This window comes from Candidatus Eisenbacteria bacterium (assembly GCA_018831195.1).
Classification (GTDB): Bacteria; Eisenbacteria; RBG-16-71-46; order CAIMUX01; family JAHJDP01; genus JAHJDP01.
Window position 1 is genome coordinate 28848 of the sequence record JAHJDP010000038.1, and the last position, 15698, is coordinate 44545.

Genomic DNA, 15698 nt, shown 5'->3' on the forward strand with positions numbered 1-15698 from the left:
TCATCTTGTCAATATACCGGTTACAGGACCCGTCCGGAACGGCACACTTCCCGCTTATTTAAGCAAGCGGGATGGAACAGCGGCACAGATGCCGGACCAAACACTTTAGTAAGAGGGCCGGATTAGAGGCCCGCGAAGGAGAATGAAATGAAAGTCAGATGGATATCAATCGCCCCGGTCCTCTTGACGGGATTCCTGATCATGACCGTGTGTATGGGTTGCAGTAAGGATGCCCTCAAACCTGAAGCGACCGGGCCTGTCTCAACTGATCCTGAAGCGCCGGGGCTCCCTCCTGTCGCCTCCATGCAATTCAACTTCGGTCTCTTTGACGCACAGACAGCGGTCGGGATGCCGCTCGAAGAGGCGGAATTCTCAGCGGCGTCGGAATCCCGGTGGAATTGGTTTAATGCGGCGATCCGCGTGGCCATCTTGAATCTTGTCGTGGCGGAGGTCGTCGTACCACCGTCGGTCGCTTTCTTCGCCGCCCTGCATACGATACCGAGTTATATCGGCGATAACACTTTCATGTGGGTCTACACTTGGTTTGAAAATCCTCATCATGAAATTGAGATCCGTCTGCGTGGAACATTACTCGACGATGAAATTGATTGGGAAATGCAGATCAGCGACGACCAGGCGAACCCTCCACTGGATCAGGCCACCTGGTTTTCCGGCCGCTCGCATATCGTTGAGGATCGCGGTTACTGGATCTTGAACAATCTTGAGAATGGAGAAGCGGCACCGGCGATACGAATCGATTGGAAAGTAGAAGCAGAAGATCAAAAGGAGCTGAGTCTCGAGGTGATCGAAGCCGGTAACGAGATCTTTGGCGACACATTGTCTTATCTGCAGGAGGGAGTGATTGTCACGGTGGCGTTTTATGACGCATCCGAAAATGTTACGGCAGATATGACCTGGAACGAAGAGACCGGCGCCGGCAGTCTGCAGGCGCCGGACTACAATGGCGGCGAAAGAGCCTGCTGGGATGAGAACCTGATCGACGCTGAATGCCCGGCGGATGATCCCAGCTAAGCCGGGTGGAGATTGGAAAAGAGCCCGGGTCGAGCTGACCCGGGCCATTTGCAGCAACCTCTTCACCTTTACCTAGATGTTAATTCTTAACATATATGCTATAATATTAACGAGTTAGGGCTTTTCCTCCGCCTCCACTTGGAATGACTCCAAGCTGGAGGTTCATCGTCTAGGGGACCTTTTACTTAGAGGCCGCGTCGTAGGAGATTTCATCTATGATGAACAGCCCCATCCGGTTGCTTTGCGACCGCATGCTTTCCATCGGATCATTGATGGCGGTTTTGTTTACACTCGCTAGCTTTTTGGGTCATCCTGCATGGGGAGAGATCCTTTTCTGGCCAGCCCGTTTGGATTTTCAGGCGGGAGATGGGCCAGGGGCGATGGCCATCGGCGATCTCGACGGGGATGCGATCCCAGATATAGTGACGGCCGACCTCAATTCCGATGACATTGCCGTTCTCCTGGGGCAAGGGGACGGAACCTTCGCCCCCGCCTCCTTCTTTGGCGCGGGGGATGGACCCTGTTCCATCGCCATCGGGGACTTGGATGGGGATACCATTCCCGATCTCGCCATAGCCAATGCCTTCTCAGCCGACATCGCCGTATGCCTCGGAATGGGAGATGGAACCTTCACCGCCCCCATATTCTACGATGAAGGGAACGGACCGCGATCTGTCGCCATCGAGGACCTCGACGGAGACGATATTCCCGATCTCGCCGTCGCCGACGAAGCGTCGGGCGATGTCGCGGTTTTTTTGGGACTCGGAGACGGCGCCTTCGCCGTCCCCGCCTACATCGGCGCTGGGAGTGGTGCGTTTTCGGTCGCCATCGGCGATCTTGACGGCGATACTTTTCCTGATTTGGCGGTAGCGGTCCGGAACCTCGACGCCGTCGCGGTGCTCCTGGGAAATGGAGATGGGACTTTTACGGCCGCCGATTTCTTTTATGTAAACGATGAACCTGTCTTTGTGGCGATCGATGATCTCGACGGTGATGAGATCCCCGATCTCGCCGTCGCGGATTATGCTGCGGACAATATTGCCATACTCATGGGTCAAGGCGATGGGACTTTCACAAATCCCGGTTTCTTTGATGCGGGTATAAACCCCGTTTCCGTCGCCATCCGGGATTTCGATGGGGATGAGATTCCCGATCTTGCCGTCGCCGCCGAAGCCGCAGGCAGCATCGGCGTTCTTCTCGGACTGGGAGACGGCACTTTCTCGGCCGCAACCTTCTATGGCTCCGGTGACGGGACGGCCTTCGTCGCCACCGATGATCTCAACGGAGACCATGTCCCTGACCTTGCAACGGCCAACTCCGGGATAAACACTATCTCTGTCTTTCTCGGGCTTGGGGATGGAACCTTCGCCACAGCGCCTGTCACTACTTCAGGTGATGGATCAATTGCCGTAGCCATCGATGACTTCGATGGAGATGGAATTTCTGATGCCGCGGTGGCCGACTATAATTCCGACAATATCTCGGTGCTCCTGGGAGCGGGCGATGGCTCTTTTACCGTCGCCGGACAGTTTCCTTCAGGGGATGGACCCCATTCCATCGCCGCCCGCGATCTCAACGGGGACACCATCCCCGACCTCGTGACGGCGAATATTTGGGCTCATCAGATAGCGGTGCTGCTGGGATTGGGCGACGGAACCTTTGCAGATGCTGACTTATACAATGCAGGTACATATCCCTCATCCGTAGCCATCGGTGATCTCGATGGGAACAGCACCCCCGACCTCGCCGTGGTGAACCGCAACTCGGACAACATCGCTGTCTTCTCGGGCGTGGGGGATGGGACATTCACACTGACAGCCTATTTCAGCACAGGAGACGGACCGACCTCTATCGCCATCGTGGATCTCAATGGGGATGATTTACCCGATCTTGTGGAAACCAATGTCAACTCCAACAATATCGGGGTGCTGTTGGGACAGGTCCTCGGCGGCTTTGCTCCGGTTGTCTTCTATGCCGCAGGGGACGGGCCTTTTGCCATTGCCGCCGGCGATCTCAACGGAGACACCATCCCCGACATTGTCGCCGCGAACGATTATTCCGGGGATATCGCCGTATTCCTGGGATTGGGGGATGGCTCATTTGAGACGGCGGTCCTCTACCGCACGGGCGATGGACCCTTCTCCGTCGCCATCGGAGATCTCGATGGTGATGAAAATCCGGATCTCGCCGTAGCCTGCGGGCGGTCGGATAACATCCTGATCCTGCAGGGACAGGGGGACGGAACATTCGCCGAGGACGCCTTCTATGGCGGTGGTGATGCCCCCCGCTCCATTGCCATCGGGAATTTTAACGGGGATACCAGCCCCGACCTTGCCGTCGCCAATCTGAACTCGAACAATTTGACGATCCTGTTGGGCGGAAGGCCGGCTTCCAGTGTCGAGAATCCGGCGGATGCCATTGCATTCCCGTTCAACGTTAAAGTATCCCCCAATCCCTTCCGGACACGGGCGGATATAACATTTGAGTTGGGCCGCTCCGCCGAAGTGCAGCTGGCTGTCTACGATATCGCCGGGCGCCGGATCGATTCCCTCCTCAATCGGACACTCCCCGCCGGAGCCCACTCCATTTCATGGCATGGTGTGCGAAATCTTGAAAAGAGAGCTTCGGGGATATATTTCATCACCCTCACCGTGGACAAGCGGATGGCATCGCGCCGCGTCATTTACCTGCGGCCCCATTCATAAAAACCATCCGGCTTTGCGGATGCGAGTTGGTCTTACCGAGCCCGGGTCGAGCTGACCCGGGCTTTCTTTTATCCCCTGCCAAAAAAATCTTCCCAGAGCATAAAAAATCCTACCGACCCCTTTACTTCGTGCCGATTATATGGTACTAATTAGGTACTAGTACTTAATAGGTACTCATTGAGCTCGAGAGAAATGAATGGAGATTGAGAGGTAACACTAACTCATGTTTGGGTTTACAAGAAAAACGGATTATGCCCTTGTGGCCCTTGTGGGCCTTGCCGAGCCCCCCGTCAAGGAGGCCGATCAGCAGAGCGCGCGGCAGATCGCTGAGCGCTTCGACCTGCCGCTGCCGGCTCTCATGGGGATTCTGAAGTGCCTCATGGGGGTCGGATTGGTGCGATCCACCCGGGGACCTCGGGGCGGCTACTCCCTCGCCCGCAAACCCGCCGACATTTCGGTGAACGATGTGGTGTCGGCCATCGAGGGTCCCGTATCGGTCACGAACTGCTGCAACGCATCCGCAACCCGGGGCGCGAGGGTTCCGGGCGACGGATCAACTCATTGCCGGATCCAGGGACGCTGCCCCATCTCGATCTCGGTGCGCGGGCTCAACCGGCAGATCGGCGATTATCTCAGCCATGTCACATTGGCCGACCTCATGCGAAACGATGGGCGGCCGTTCGCATCATCAGAACCGACCTCCCTTCACCCGGCGTCAGGTTCCCTCAAGGAGGAAGCGCAATGACCAGCTCCCAGAAAACCGTCGAGGACTTTGCTCAGCAAAAGTACAAGTACGGTTTTGTCACCGATATCGAGCAGGATTTGCTACCTCCCGGTCTCAACGAGAATATCGTTCGCGAGATTTCACGCCGCAAGGGCGAGCCGGGTTGGCTGCTCGAGTGGCGGCTCTCCGCTTATCAGACGTGGCTTGATATGAAAGAACCGCATTGGCCGAAGCTCACCTACACATCTCCAGATTATCAGGGGATTAGTTATTGGGCGGCGCCGAAGTCGGATAAAAACCGGCCGGCGCGCCTCGATGAAGTGGACCCCAAGCTGCTGGAAACGTACAAGAAGCTCGGTATCCCCCTCAACGAGCAGATGGCGCTTGCCGGTGTCGCCGTCGATGCCGTCTTTGACAGCGTCTCGGTCGCGACCACCTTCAAGGGCAAGCTCGACGAGCTCGGCATTATTTTCTGCCCTTTCTCCGAGGCCGTCCGCAAGCATCCCCACCTCGTCCGCACATACCTCGGTTCGGTCGTTCCCCGCGGCGATAATTTCTTTGCCGCCCTCAATTCTGCTGTTTTCAGCGACGGCTCGTTCGTTTACATCCCCGAAGGTGTCCGCTGTCCGATGGAGCTCTCGACCTATTTTCGGATCAATGCCTCGAAGACAGGACAATTCGAACGGACCCTCATCATCGCCGATAAGGGGGCGCAGGTCAGTTACCTTGAGGGCTGCACCGCGCCCATGCGCGACGAGAACCAGCTTCACGCCGCGGTTGTTGAGCTCGTGGCCCATGAGGATGCGCAGATCAAATACTCAACGATCCAGAATTGGTATCCCGGCGATGAGAACGGCGTCGGCGGCATATACAATTTTGTGACGAAGCGCGGGATGTGCCGGGGTGATCGCAGCCGCATCTCCTGGACCCAGGTGGAAACCGGGTCGGCTATCACCTGGAAGTACCCGAGCTGCGTGCTCAAGGGTGACGACTCGGTCGGCGAATTCCACTCGGTGGCTCTGACGAGCGGCCGCCAGCAGGCCGACACCGGCACGAAGATGATCCACATCGGGAAGAATACCCGTAGCACCATCATTTCTAAGGGGATCAGCGCGGGTCACGGCCAGAACACCTATCGGGGACTTGTCCGCGTCAACCCCGGAGCCGAAAACGCGCGCAACTATACACAATGCGATTCGATGCTAATCGGTGACCGCTGCGGCGCCCACACCTTCCCCGTCATCGATGTTCGCAACGCCTCGGCCCAAGTGGAACATGAGGCGTCGACGGCCAAGATCGGCGAGGACCAGCTCTTTTATTGCCATCAGCGCGGCATTGAAACGGAAGACGCCGTCTCAATGATCGTCAACGGTTTCTGCAAAGAAGTCTTTCGCGAACTCCCAATGGAGTTCGCTGTGGAGGCGCGCAAACTGCTCAGCGTGAGTCTCGAGGGCAGCGTCGGCTAGCAAGAGCATCGGCCAAGACAGGGCCGGTCAGGAAAGGAAGGTTTACGAGAAGATGATTGAGATCCAGAATCTGCACGCCTCCATCGGCGGCAAAGAAATATTAAAGGGAATCGACCTCGTGATCGGTTCCGGTGAGGTTCACTCGATCATGGGGCCGAACGGCTCCGGCAAGAGCACCCTCGCCCAAGTGATCGCTGGACGGGAGACCTATAACGTGACCGCCGGCAGGGTGATTCTCGACGGTAAAAATATACTGGAAATGAGCGCCGACGAGCGGGCCCGGGAGGGCGTCTTCATGGCCTTCCAGTACCCTGTTGAAATCCCCGGCGTCAGTACGCTCGAGTTTCTCAAGGCGGCCTACAACGCTAAACGCGAGCAGCACGGCCAGGAAGAGGCCGACGCCTTCGATTTTCTCTCCCTCGTTCGCGAAAAGCTCGCCGTCGTGAATATGGATGAGTCGCTTCTCCGGCGATCGGTTAATGCCGGTTTCTCCGGCGGCGAGAAGAAGAAACATGAGATCTTCCAGATGGCGGTCCTCGAACCGCGGTTCGCGATCCTTGACGAAACCGATTCAGGTCTCGACATCGACGCCCTGCGGATCGTCTCAGAGGGGATTAACCTTCTGCGCTCGCCCGAACGATCCATCCTCCTCATTACTCATTATCAGAGGCTGCTCGATTATGTAAAACCGGACAGGGTTCATGTGCTCATGGACGGGCGCATTATACAAACAGGCGGACCCGAGCTGGCGCTCGAGCTTGAGAAGTCTGGCTATGCCGGTATTGAAGAAGAAGCGGCGAGCCCGGCTTTGGGGAGTGCGTGATGACGGTCGAAACGAGAACAGCCGAGACTCCCATCGTGAGGACGCAAACCCAGAACGTCTGGCTCGATGCCGCGGATGAGCTCGCGGCCGGCCGCGGCGCCGCCGCGCCGGATTGGATCCGCCGGATCCGGGCCGAAGGGCGCTTGCGCCTGGCCGAAGTGGGCCTGCCGGGACCCCACGACGAGGATTGGCGTTTAACGAATGGTAAACCGATCACGGAAGGCCGTTTCCGCATTCCGTCACCGAAGGCGGTGGCGTCGGGAGCCGACCTTGATCTCTCCCCCTTTAACTTTCCCGGTCTTGATGCCCCTCTGCTCGTCTTTGTCGACGGGATTTTCTCACCAGGGCTGTCGCATATCGACCGCCTTCCGATCGGGGTAACCGTCTCCCCCTTGGCTACCGCCTGGCTCGCATCACCCCATCTTGTGAAGCCGCATCTGGGGCATCTCGCCCAGAGCGGCGGGGAGCCTTTCACGGCCCTCAACGCCGCCCTCTTTGAGAACGGCGCCTTCATCCATGTCACCCCGCGCGTGGCGACAGGCGTTGTGCGTGTGCTTCACGTTGCCACTCAATTTTCAACGGAAGGATCTGAACGGCGGATGACGCCTCCAATGGCGCCTTCAATGGTGCACCCGCGCAGCCTCATTGTCGTTGACGAGAGCAGCGAGATCACCGTCATCGAGGATCGTGTCTCCCTCGGCGCGCAACCCGCCTTGGTCAATGCCGTCACCGAGATTGTTGTCGGCGCGAACGCCCGCGTCCACTATTACAATTTGGCCCGTGAGAACAAGGCGTCACTCGCCGTGGCTTCGGTCTATGCGTCGCAGGCGCGCGACAGCCACTTCGCATCACACACCGCGCTGCTCGGCGGCCGCCTTATCCGCAGCAACATCTACCCTGTACTGAACGGAGAAGGCTGTACCAGCCTGCTCAATGGCTTCTACATTCCGACCGGCTCGCAGCAGCATGATACGAACATGATTGTCCGCCACGCCGCCCCCCACGGCCGGAGCCGCCAATTCTATCGCGGCATCCTTGCCGATCAAAGCCGTGCTGTGTTCAGCGGCCGCATCATTGTTGAAGAAGGGGCCCAGCAGACCGATGCGAGACAAACCGACATGAATTTGCTTCTCTCCAACGAAGCCGTTGTCGACACAAAACCGCAGCTCGAGATTTACACCGACGATGTGAAATGCACCCACGGCGCGACCGTCGGCCAGCTCGACCCCGACGCCGTCTTTTATCTCAAGGCGCGCGGCATTCCCGAGGAACAGGCCCGCGGGCTATTAGTCTTTGCTTTCGTCAACGAGGTCCTTGACCGGATGGAGCTCGGCCCCGTTCGCGACGGCCTCGCCGCCCAGTTGCGCGAGCGGCTTGCGGGTACGGAACAATGAATAAAACCATAAACAAAATTCATAACGAAACCAGGCCTCCCCTCGACATGGCCCGGATCCGCGGGATGTTCCCCATCCTCTCACGAAGGATGGGCGGCCTGCCGCTTATCTATCTCGACTCGGCGGCCACCACCCACAAGCCGCGCCAGGTGATCGATGCGGTCAGCCGCTTCTATGAAGAATCGAACGCCAATGTGCACCGCGGCGTCCACCGGCTCAGCGCTGAAGCGACCGAGGCTTTTGAGACAGCGCGGGAGAAGATCCGCCGCCACCTGGGCGCCCGCGAGGCCGCTGAGGTCATCTGGGTTCGCGGCGCGACCGAAGCCATCAATCTTGTGGCGCAATCCTGGGGCCGCCCGCGACTCGGACCCGGCGACGAGATCCTCGTCACGGAGATGGAGCATCATTCCAATATCGTGCCGTGGCAGATGCTCGGCGAACAGACCGGCGCCGCGCTCAAAGTGGCGCCCATCGCTGATGACGGATCACTGCCGCTCGACGCCTTCAGCCGGATGCTCTCGCAGCGAACCCGGATGGTCGCCGTTGCGCACGCATCGAATGCCCTTGGAACAATCAACCCCATCAGGCGGATGGTTGACCTCGCGCACGCCGTGGGCGCCGTCGTCCTCGTCGACGGCGCGCAGGCGGCGGCCCACCTGCCCATTGATGTGACCGCCCTCGATTGCGATTTCTATGCGATCTCCGCTCACAAGATGTTCGGCCCCACCGGCATCGGAGCGCTCTACGGCAAGCGCAAGCATCTCGAGTCGATGCCGCCGTGGATGGGCGGCGGCGACATGATCAGCAATGTCTCGTTTCAAGGAACGACCTATAATGAGATCCCCTTCAAGTTTGAGGCGGGAACCCCCCATATCGCCGGGGCGATCGGGATGGGCGCCGCCGTCGATTTCATAGAGGAAGTGGGTCTGGATATCATCGCCGCCCATGAACGCGATCTGCTTGAAACCGGCACGCGGGCTCTCGAAAATCTCGATGGTTTAACAATTCTTGGGCGGGCGCCCGAGAAGACGGCCATTCTTTCCTTTGTCATGGATGGAATCCATCCCCACGATGTCGGCACCATCCTCGACGGGCGCGGCATCGCCGTCCGCACGGGCCACCACTGCGCCCAGCCGGTCTTGCAGCATTTCAATGTTCCGGCCACCACCCGCGCTTCGCTTTCAATTTATAATCTTCAGTCGGATCTGGAAGCCCTCGTCGAGGGGCTCCGCGAAGTCCGGGCGCTGTTCAGTTGATCTTTCGGAGGAAGCCATGGATACGGAACTGAGAGAACTCTACCAACAGGTCATTCTCGACCATCACAAGCATCCGCGGAATCACGGCGGCCTCAAGCGCTGCCACCGCCGGGCCGACGGTTACAATCCTCTGTGCGGCGACCGCATCCATGTGGAGCTTGCGCTCGATGGAGACGGCGTGGGAGACCGCGTCGAAGATGTCGGTTTCGCGGGCGAGGGCTGCGCGATCTGCACCGCCTCGGCCTCGATGATGACCGAGTGTCTCAAGGGGAAGACCACCGAGGAAGCGGTTCGTCTTTGCAAGAGGTTTCACGATCTCGTGATGGGCGGCGCACCTGCCGGAAAGGCGGAGAATATGGGAAAGCTCGAAGTATTTTCGGGCGTTCGCGAATTTCCGATGCGCGTCAAATGTGCAACCTTGCCATGGCATACACTTCAAGCGGCCCTCCGGGATGATAACGAAAGCGAGAACGAAGCCCATGCCGTCAGTACCAAATAGCGGCCCGCAAGGTCGTAATTCCGGCCCAATCGACGGCCGCAGATTCAGCACCCGTTTCGAAGGCCGCACCGAGCTTAAAGTTCCGATTGTGAAAGCCCTCAAAACGGTATTCGACCCCGAAATCCCCGTTGATATCTATGAGCTCGGCCTCATCTACAGCGTCCATGTCGACGAGAACGGCCGGACCCGGATTGAGATGACCCTCACTTCCCCCATGTGCCCTGAAGCTGAGAGACTCCCGCTCGAAGTCGAACTCAAAGTCTCGGCGGTCGAAGGCGTGTCAGGCGTCATTGTCGATCTTGTCTGGGATCCACCCTGGTCCCGGGAATTCATGTCCGAAGCGGCGCGGGTCGAGCTGGGGTTCTTCTAAGCCGATTGTCTCATTTTGATCGTACCGGATTTCAAGCGGTTTGTTTCGTTCGCCGGGGAATAAAAAAGAAGAAAAGAAGGATCAGCACGGCCAGGCTGACGGCGTTGGAGATCTTTCGGATGAGGGAGAGACTGGGAACGAGTTCGATCCGGTGTTCTCCTTCCGAGATCGGAATGACCATCGCCCCGAAGGCATCCGGGCGGGCGGGCACCCTGAGACCGTCCACACGGCATAGCAGATGGGGGTAGTAGGCATAAGCCAGCCGGAGAAAACCTTTATCCGGCGTGCGAATGACAAGATTTACCTTTTGACCGGTCCAATCGTGATGGAGACATTCCAATGGGTGAACAGATTCAGACCCGGCTGGATCGCCGCCTGAATCATATAGAGCGGCATCGCGCGGATTCCCTGATTCCCCATACGGATGATAAAAGCTTGCGGCCGATGCGTTGGGGAGATCGATCCGCATGGCATCGATCAACCCGAGAACGAATTCATTCCTCTCATACCGGCGCGGATCGAGTCCCGGGCGGAGGGTGAGTCCGGGAACTCCCTTCCAGAGCCTGGAAACCGAGTCGGGTATCGCGGCGAAATGCTTTGCAAAGAGAGCCGGATAAGTATACCTGAGCCGCAGACCGGGCATTTCCCCAATCCGCTCTGTGTAGAGATTCTCCCCCGCGGGAACCTTTGTATAACCCTTGCGATCCCCGGCGAGGATGAGACCGACATTCAAAAGCGCCAATCCCTCCGCCGACGGGCGATCGACCGCGCCGGTTCCATTGATCGAGAGGGCCGTCTTCATCAGTATCGCATTAGTATAGCGGAATGAAATTGTGCTTCCTTGAATGAAGGGGCCGACAACGGTGGGGATCGACGAGAGCGGGTAATAGCGCCAGGCCGAGAAGCTCATCTGCTCATTGATCAAAGGCCCTTCCGCCACGCGGCCTCCGGCCGGTGGAAGCGTATCACTGAGAACCGCCATCGTCTCATAGTCACGGCTTCTGAGATTCGCATCGGTTGTGTAGGTATTCATCAGGGCGAAGGCCCCTTGATCGATCAGGATGAGGAGCAATATGAAGAGACCGGCCCGGCCCGCGGCGGGCCCCGTGAGGAGAAGGATGCGGTGGATCGCGATACACGCGGGAATGATGAGACCGATGGCGAAGAAGCTCAGCGCCCGGTTTTCCCCTCCCCAAAACCAGTAATTGAGACAGGCGCCGCCGAGGAAAACAACCGCCAGCAGCCGGTCGGTTTTCCTACCCAGGAAAACGCCCAGCAGGGCGAGCGCCGGGAGGATCATCCCCTGGTACATTTGTCCAAGGGGGCTCCATCTCACAAAGTTCAACCAATCCCGTATCGGCGGCCCGACCGGCGTGGTCACAAGACGCGGCATATTCACCCAATCCCCCTCGATCAGGATCGGCAGCATCAAGGAGAGGCTCAAACAGAGGCCTAAAAAATGCGCCCCGGCGAGACGCCTCACGGAAGCGGCATGGAGGTTACCGCTCGATGCGAAATGATAAAGAAGAACCGAGAGGTAGAGAACCCAGATTGGAAGGAACGGCGCCAGCATTCCATAGTGCGCGTGGGGGAGGCATCCGAGGGCGCAGGCTAGCGCGGCGAGGTCTCTTCTATTCGGTCGTTCCATGAGCCTATAGGCGAAGAAAAACGCATAGGGAACGATGGCGAGAAAGAGAGCTCCCGTGATCCTTCCGTCCAGCATCACAATTTTGATGTTTTGGCGGAGGATGCAGGTGGCGAAGAGCGCGAGAACGGCGGGCAGTGATTTCCCCGTCCACGCCCTCAAGAAAAGAAAAATGCCGATCCCTCCGGCAAAATGGCAGATGAAGGCGAGCATTTTCCCGGAAAACATGAGATTGCCGAAGGCCCATGTCAGGGCGGCGAGGAGGACATTCGCCGCCTGTGAGTAGAATAATCCGAACGGGTATCCCATATACCATTGGAAGGCCCAGATCGGAAGCCGTCCCTGCTGAATTTCTTGAAGGAAATACTGCGCCCGATAGAGATGCGTTCCCGTATCCCCCAGGGTCATATCGCCGGGTGCGAGATAGATGGCCCCGGTGACCGCCGCCAGCGCACTCACAAAAAGAATCGGCCGGGACCCTGGACGATCCGCCTCAAAAAGAAACCCGCTTAAGGAACGCCTTCGCCACTCAAAGACGGCGAGAATCACTAAGACGGCAAAACCCGCCGTAACGGGTCCGATGAGGGATGGGGCGAGAATCCGCGCCATCGCCGTCCAATCGAGCATGCGGGCGCCGGATGCGGCGAACCTGCGGGACAATTCCCCTTTGACGGAAGGGATGGCCGCCATATGGAGATAGAGAAAATCCATCGCCAATAGTAAACAACCGGCGATAGCGATTTTGTGTCCGATTCTTCGGATCATTACGATGCCATCCTAGACGTGGCCTATCGAATGATCCAACGCGGTTCGGTCGTCTCCGCGCGCTTGTCCACGATGTACTGGACTCTGACCCGGCCGGTCTGGATCATGAAACTCAATTCTGTAACATTATCCGCTTTGGTATATTCAAAACTCTTCACTTGGCCGTCGGCGAGTTCAAGCTCGAATGAGTCGGTCTTACTCTTATCCCACGGACCTGTGCTGACGCTGAACTCCCCGAGAGCCGCGGGAACCGTGGAGCCTTCCTCGAGATCTCCCGTGAAACGGATTGATAGCCTTTCATATGGATCGTTAAGAGTCCAGCCCTTGGCGCCCGTCGAAAAGTACTCCTCGCGTGTCGCCAGAACGACAGGCTGCTGTCCAACAAATGTCATCTCCAAAGATGCCTCGCCGCCTTCCCCGGTCCCGGCAACAATCAGGTCGGGGCGCATCTCCCCGGCAAGCGTGAAACTGACCGGCGCGCTATAGGTGCATGCGGTGGACTCTTTCAAAGCTTTGCCACCCTTGTAGGGTATGACGAATAGATTGAACGGTTTGTCAAAGGCCTCTTCGCTCTTGACCCTAACCTCAACGCCTTCGCGAATGAGTACCTGCATCTCATGGCCGGGTCCCATCAGGCTGGAGAGCTTCACCTTGACCCGTCTTGTTTTTTGCCATGCTTCAGTCTTCGCCGTTAGATCAGGATCCGCCTCCCCCCGCATGGCGACCGCTTCCCAAGTGGACTTCTCGAAATCCGCGGGAACCTGGAACATGGATTCGCCTATCGGTTCTTCTTTGATCCCGCTGAGTTCGGTGTATGTATCCTCCTGCATGAGCATTTTGATTTTAAGAGGGAATCCAAGTTTATCGCAAACCCACCGATTCATAATCTGCGACTCGCTGTATTCGCTTTTGGAGAGAATGAGCTGCTTGGTGCATTTGTATCCCGCAATTGTCTCGCTTCCCATTTCCTCGAGTGAATAATTCGCAATCATGAATTCGGCGGCTTGGAATGGATCATTCATTAGGCTCATCTGATCGCTGCTGGGCATTTCTATATACGCTTTGTACATTGGAATTAATACTTTTGTCATCTTGGCGGTCTGATCCACAATCACAACAACATCCGGCCCGATTGGTGTCTGCAGATCCATGCGGTACCGCGCATCGTCGACATACACTCGGCCCGTCGTTATCATGAGATCCATGCTCTGGATTAAATCGGCTGAAAATTGGGCGGCATGGAGCTTTCCGGCACAAACTCCGGCCAGAAGCGGGAATGAGACAACAAGTCCGCCCACCAGATGAAACCACCTTCTTGTTTTCATCGGTTTTCTCCTAGTTCCCCGAGACCAGTTTGCCGATCAAATCAAAGTCGATCGCCTCCGCGTAGGCCAGCAATTCGCTCTCATCGACATTCGAGCCTTTCACCGTAATCATAACAACATTGTGTGCGACCAGGATGATTTCACCCGAGCGGTCTTCCGGATTGTACTCCCAGGCCGCCTTTTGCCCCTTGATTTGCTTTAGTTTCTTTCCACTGCTGGACATGACCATCGGATTGTTGAACATCATCATTATCCCTTGAAGCATCGGGGACTCACTAATGAGTTGGATATTTACTTCCGCGTCATCTTTTGTATAGGTACGCTCCGCAGAGATCCCGCCGCCGAACATCGCTCCTGACATCGACGACGTCTCAGCCTCTTCAGCCTGCCATCCCGGCAATGCCGCCGGAAGAGCCTCGGCGGCCCGGGCGGCCTGCAACTCACGAATTTGCATCGCGGCGAAATCCAGGCCCGAAACGGCCCCGCTGTAGTCACCCTGCTTGTACAATTCCATTGCTTCATTAATCTGGTCGAGTATCTCGTCGGCCGTCGCCGTACCAAGCGCGAAGAACAATCCGCACGCAAGGATCCCGATCAACATCAGCCCTGTAAATCTCTTCATCTGTAGCCTCCTTATGTTGGCCGGCTGACCTGCCGGCCTCATTGCCTGCCATCCACGCCAGATACTGAATAGGATCGTCGGGCTGCACAACCCCCAAGTGCCGGGCCCACCACCGACCAGCAACCGATCCAACCACACTGAAAATCCTCTAATGCATCTCAGACAAAATACTAATGGCCTTTGTTGAAAAAGCACAGAAAATTATCTTCTTGGATCTTGTGCGCACGCCCCGGGAATTCTAGACTCCGCTGGATTGTGCCCGACTCAGCTGTTTACCAAGCGCCAGGCATCCGCCTCGCACTCAATTCACCGAAACAGCCGTCGATTTAAATGCGTTCACCGACCTTCGAGGCCGGCAGCCCGGTATGTGCTTTGTCTGATGAGGTTCCAAAGGAGGATTTGAAATGTTAGCGTGTTACCAGAGAGTGTATTGTATAATTGCATGTCTCCTCGGAGTCTTGATAACGGGATGCGGTGACGATGGGGGCACCTCTCCAACGGATACGGCGCCGCCGGCGACGATTTCAAACCTGACAGTCCAGACAATCACACAGACCACGGCCACTCTCACTTGGACGGCCCCTGGGGACGACGGAACCAGCGGCCAGGCGGCAAGTTACGATCTACGCTATTCTCCTGTACTTGGCGCAGCCTTCCAGTGGGATCAAGCGATCCAGGCCACCGGGGAGCCATCTCCACATGCGGCCGGATCTCAAGAAACATTTATCATCAATGGCTTGACTGCGGATACAGACTATACATTCGCCGTGAAGGCAGCTGACGAAAAGCAGAATTGGTCCGGTTTGTCGAACCTTGCCCAAGCACATGCGCCGGCGGGCGGTGTAGTTTGTGCCGTGGAACCAACGGCACTCATTTTCGGTCAAGTAAACCTTGGTTCGACGGCGGATCTTTCCTTCTCGATTACGAACAACGGCACGGGAACGCTGTCGGGTTCCGTCAGCGAAAGCTGCAGTCTCTTCAGCATCGTCTCGGGAAGCGGCGCTTATGCTCTGGCAACCGGGCAGTCCCAAACGGTGACGGTGCGCTACGCTCCCACCGAGGCCGGCAACCA

General features: G+C 57.4%; 13 protein-coding genes. 10 read left to right on the forward strand and 3 right to left on the reverse strand.

The features are described from left to right. Positions 1 to 147 precede the first annotated feature (147 nt). From KJ970_07975 to KJ970_08015, 9 genes are all read left to right on the forward strand, one after another. Positions 148 to 1032 (forward strand): hypothetical protein, encoded by an 885-nt coding sequence (locus KJ970_07975; GenBank protein MBU2690854.1) that lies wholly within the window; start codon positions 148 to 150, stop codon positions 1030 to 1032. Positions 1033 to 1247: 215 nt separating this feature from the next. After that, positions 1248 to 3737, forward strand: a complete 2490-nt coding sequence (locus KJ970_07980; GenBank protein ID MBU2690855.1) for a T9SS type A sorting domain-containing protein — start codon at positions 1248 to 1250, stop codon at positions 3735 to 3737. Between the two features lie 223 nt (positions 3738 to 3960). Then, entirely contained in the window at positions 3961 to 4482 is a 522-nt protein-coding gene (locus KJ970_07985; protein ID MBU2690856.1) for an Rrf2 family transcriptional regulator, read from the forward strand. Then, on the forward strand, positions 4479 to 5927 hold the full coding sequence (gene sufB / locus KJ970_07990; GenBank protein ID MBU2690857.1) for a Fe-S cluster assembly protein SufB: 1449 nt from the start codon (positions 4479 to 4481) through the stop codon (positions 5925 to 5927). Before KJ970_07985 ends, sufB begins: the two co-directional genes overlap by 4 nt. A gap of 52 nt (positions 5928 to 5979) precedes the next feature. After that, positions 5980 to 6750, forward strand: coding sequence for a Fe-S cluster assembly ATPase SufC (gene sufC, locus KJ970_07995; GenBank protein MBU2690858.1), 771 nt, complete (start codon positions 5980 to 5982; stop codon positions 6748 to 6750). Further along, complete coding sequence (gene sufD / locus KJ970_08000) at positions 6750 to 8144, forward strand: Fe-S cluster assembly protein SufD (GenBank protein ID MBU2690859.1); 1395 nt, start codon at positions 6750 to 6752, stop codon at positions 8142 to 8144. Before sufC ends, sufD begins: the two co-directional genes overlap by 1 nt. Further along, positions 8141 to 9400, forward strand: coding sequence for a cysteine desulfurase (locus KJ970_08005; GenBank protein MBU2690860.1), 1260 nt, complete (start codon positions 8141 to 8143; stop codon positions 9398 to 9400). The genes sufD and KJ970_08005 overlap by 4 nt, the downstream gene beginning before the upstream one ends. A gap of 16 nt (positions 9401 to 9416) precedes the next feature. Then, on the forward strand, positions 9417 to 9899 hold the full coding sequence (locus KJ970_08010; GenBank protein ID MBU2690861.1) for an SUF system NifU family Fe-S cluster assembly protein: 483 nt from the start codon (positions 9417 to 9419) through the stop codon (positions 9897 to 9899). After that, positions 9880 to 10269 (forward strand): DUF59 domain-containing protein, encoded by a 390-nt coding sequence (locus KJ970_08015; protein MBU2690862.1) that lies wholly within the window; start codon positions 9880 to 9882, stop codon positions 10267 to 10269. Before KJ970_08010 ends, KJ970_08015 begins: the two co-directional genes overlap by 20 nt. Before the next feature lie 31 nt (positions 10270 to 10300). On the opposite strand, the gene KJ970_08020 is transcribed toward KJ970_08015, so the two are convergent. The 3 genes from KJ970_08020 to KJ970_08030 are packed head-to-tail and all read right to left on the reverse strand — an operon-like array spanning position 10301 to position 14626. Continuing rightward, the gene (locus KJ970_08020) at positions 10301 to 12679 is read right to left on the reverse strand and encodes a hypothetical protein (GenBank protein MBU2690863.1); all 2379 of its coding nucleotides are present in this window, start codon (positions 12677 to 12679) and stop codon (positions 10301 to 10303) included. A gap of 23 nt (positions 12680 to 12702) precedes the next feature. Continuing rightward, positions 12703 to 14004, reverse strand: a complete 1302-nt coding sequence (locus KJ970_08025) for a DUF4412 domain-containing protein (protein MBU2690864.1) — start codon at positions 14002 to 14004, stop codon at positions 12703 to 12705. Between the two features lie 10 nt (positions 14005 to 14014). Further along, the gene (locus KJ970_08030) at positions 14015 to 14626 is read right to left on the reverse strand and encodes a hypothetical protein (GenBank protein MBU2690865.1); all 612 of its coding nucleotides are present in this window, start codon (positions 14624 to 14626) and stop codon (positions 14015 to 14017) included. Positions 14627 to 15030: 404 nt separating this feature from the next. On the opposite strand from KJ970_08030, the gene KJ970_08035 reads away from it, so the two are divergent. Beyond that, positions 15031 to 15698, forward strand: a 668-nt coding sequence (locus tag KJ970_08035) for a fibronectin type III domain-containing protein (protein ID MBU2690866.1), incomplete at its 3' end; no start/stop codon positions are given.

Coding starts and splice junctions, on each gene's coding strand:
- KJ970_07975 (MBU2690854.1), top strand. CDS start 148: ATGAAAGTCAGATGGATATCAATCGCCCCGGTCCTCTTGACGGGATTC.
- KJ970_07980 (MBU2690855.1), top strand. CDS start 1,248: ATGATGAACAGCCCCATCCGGTTGCTTTGCGACCGCATGCTTTCCATC.
- KJ970_07985 (MBU2690856.1), top strand. CDS start 3,961: ATGTTTGGGTTTACAAGAAAAACGGATTATGCCCTTGTGGCCCTTGTG.
- sufB (MBU2690857.1), top strand. CDS start 4,479: ATGACCAGCTCCCAGAAAACCGTCGAGGACTTTGCTCAGCAAAAGTAC.
- sufC (MBU2690858.1), top strand. CDS start 5,980: ATGATTGAGATCCAGAATCTGCACGCCTCCATCGGCGGCAAAGAAATA.
- sufD (MBU2690859.1), top strand. CDS start 6,750: ATGACGGTCGAAACGAGAACAGCCGAGACTCCCATCGTGAGGACGCAA.
- KJ970_08005 (MBU2690860.1), top strand. CDS start 8,141: ATGAATAAAACCATAAACAAAATTCATAACGAAACCAGGCCTCCCCTC.
- KJ970_08010 (MBU2690861.1), top strand. CDS start 9,417: ATGGATACGGAACTGAGAGAACTCTACCAACAGGTCATTCTCGACCAT.
- KJ970_08015 (MBU2690862.1), top strand. CDS start 9,880: ATGCCGTCAGTACCAAATAGCGGCCCGCAAGGTCGTAATTCCGGCCCA.
- KJ970_08020 (MBU2690863.1), bottom strand. CDS start 12,679: ATGATCCGAAGAATCGGACACAAAATCGCTATCGCCGGTTGTTTACTA.
- KJ970_08025 (MBU2690864.1), bottom strand. CDS start 14,004: ATGAAAACAAGAAGGTGGTTTCATCTGGTGGGCGGACTTGTTGTCTCA.
- KJ970_08030 (MBU2690865.1), bottom strand. CDS start 14,626: ATGAAGAGATTTACAGGGCTGATGTTGATCGGGATCCTTGCGTGCGGA.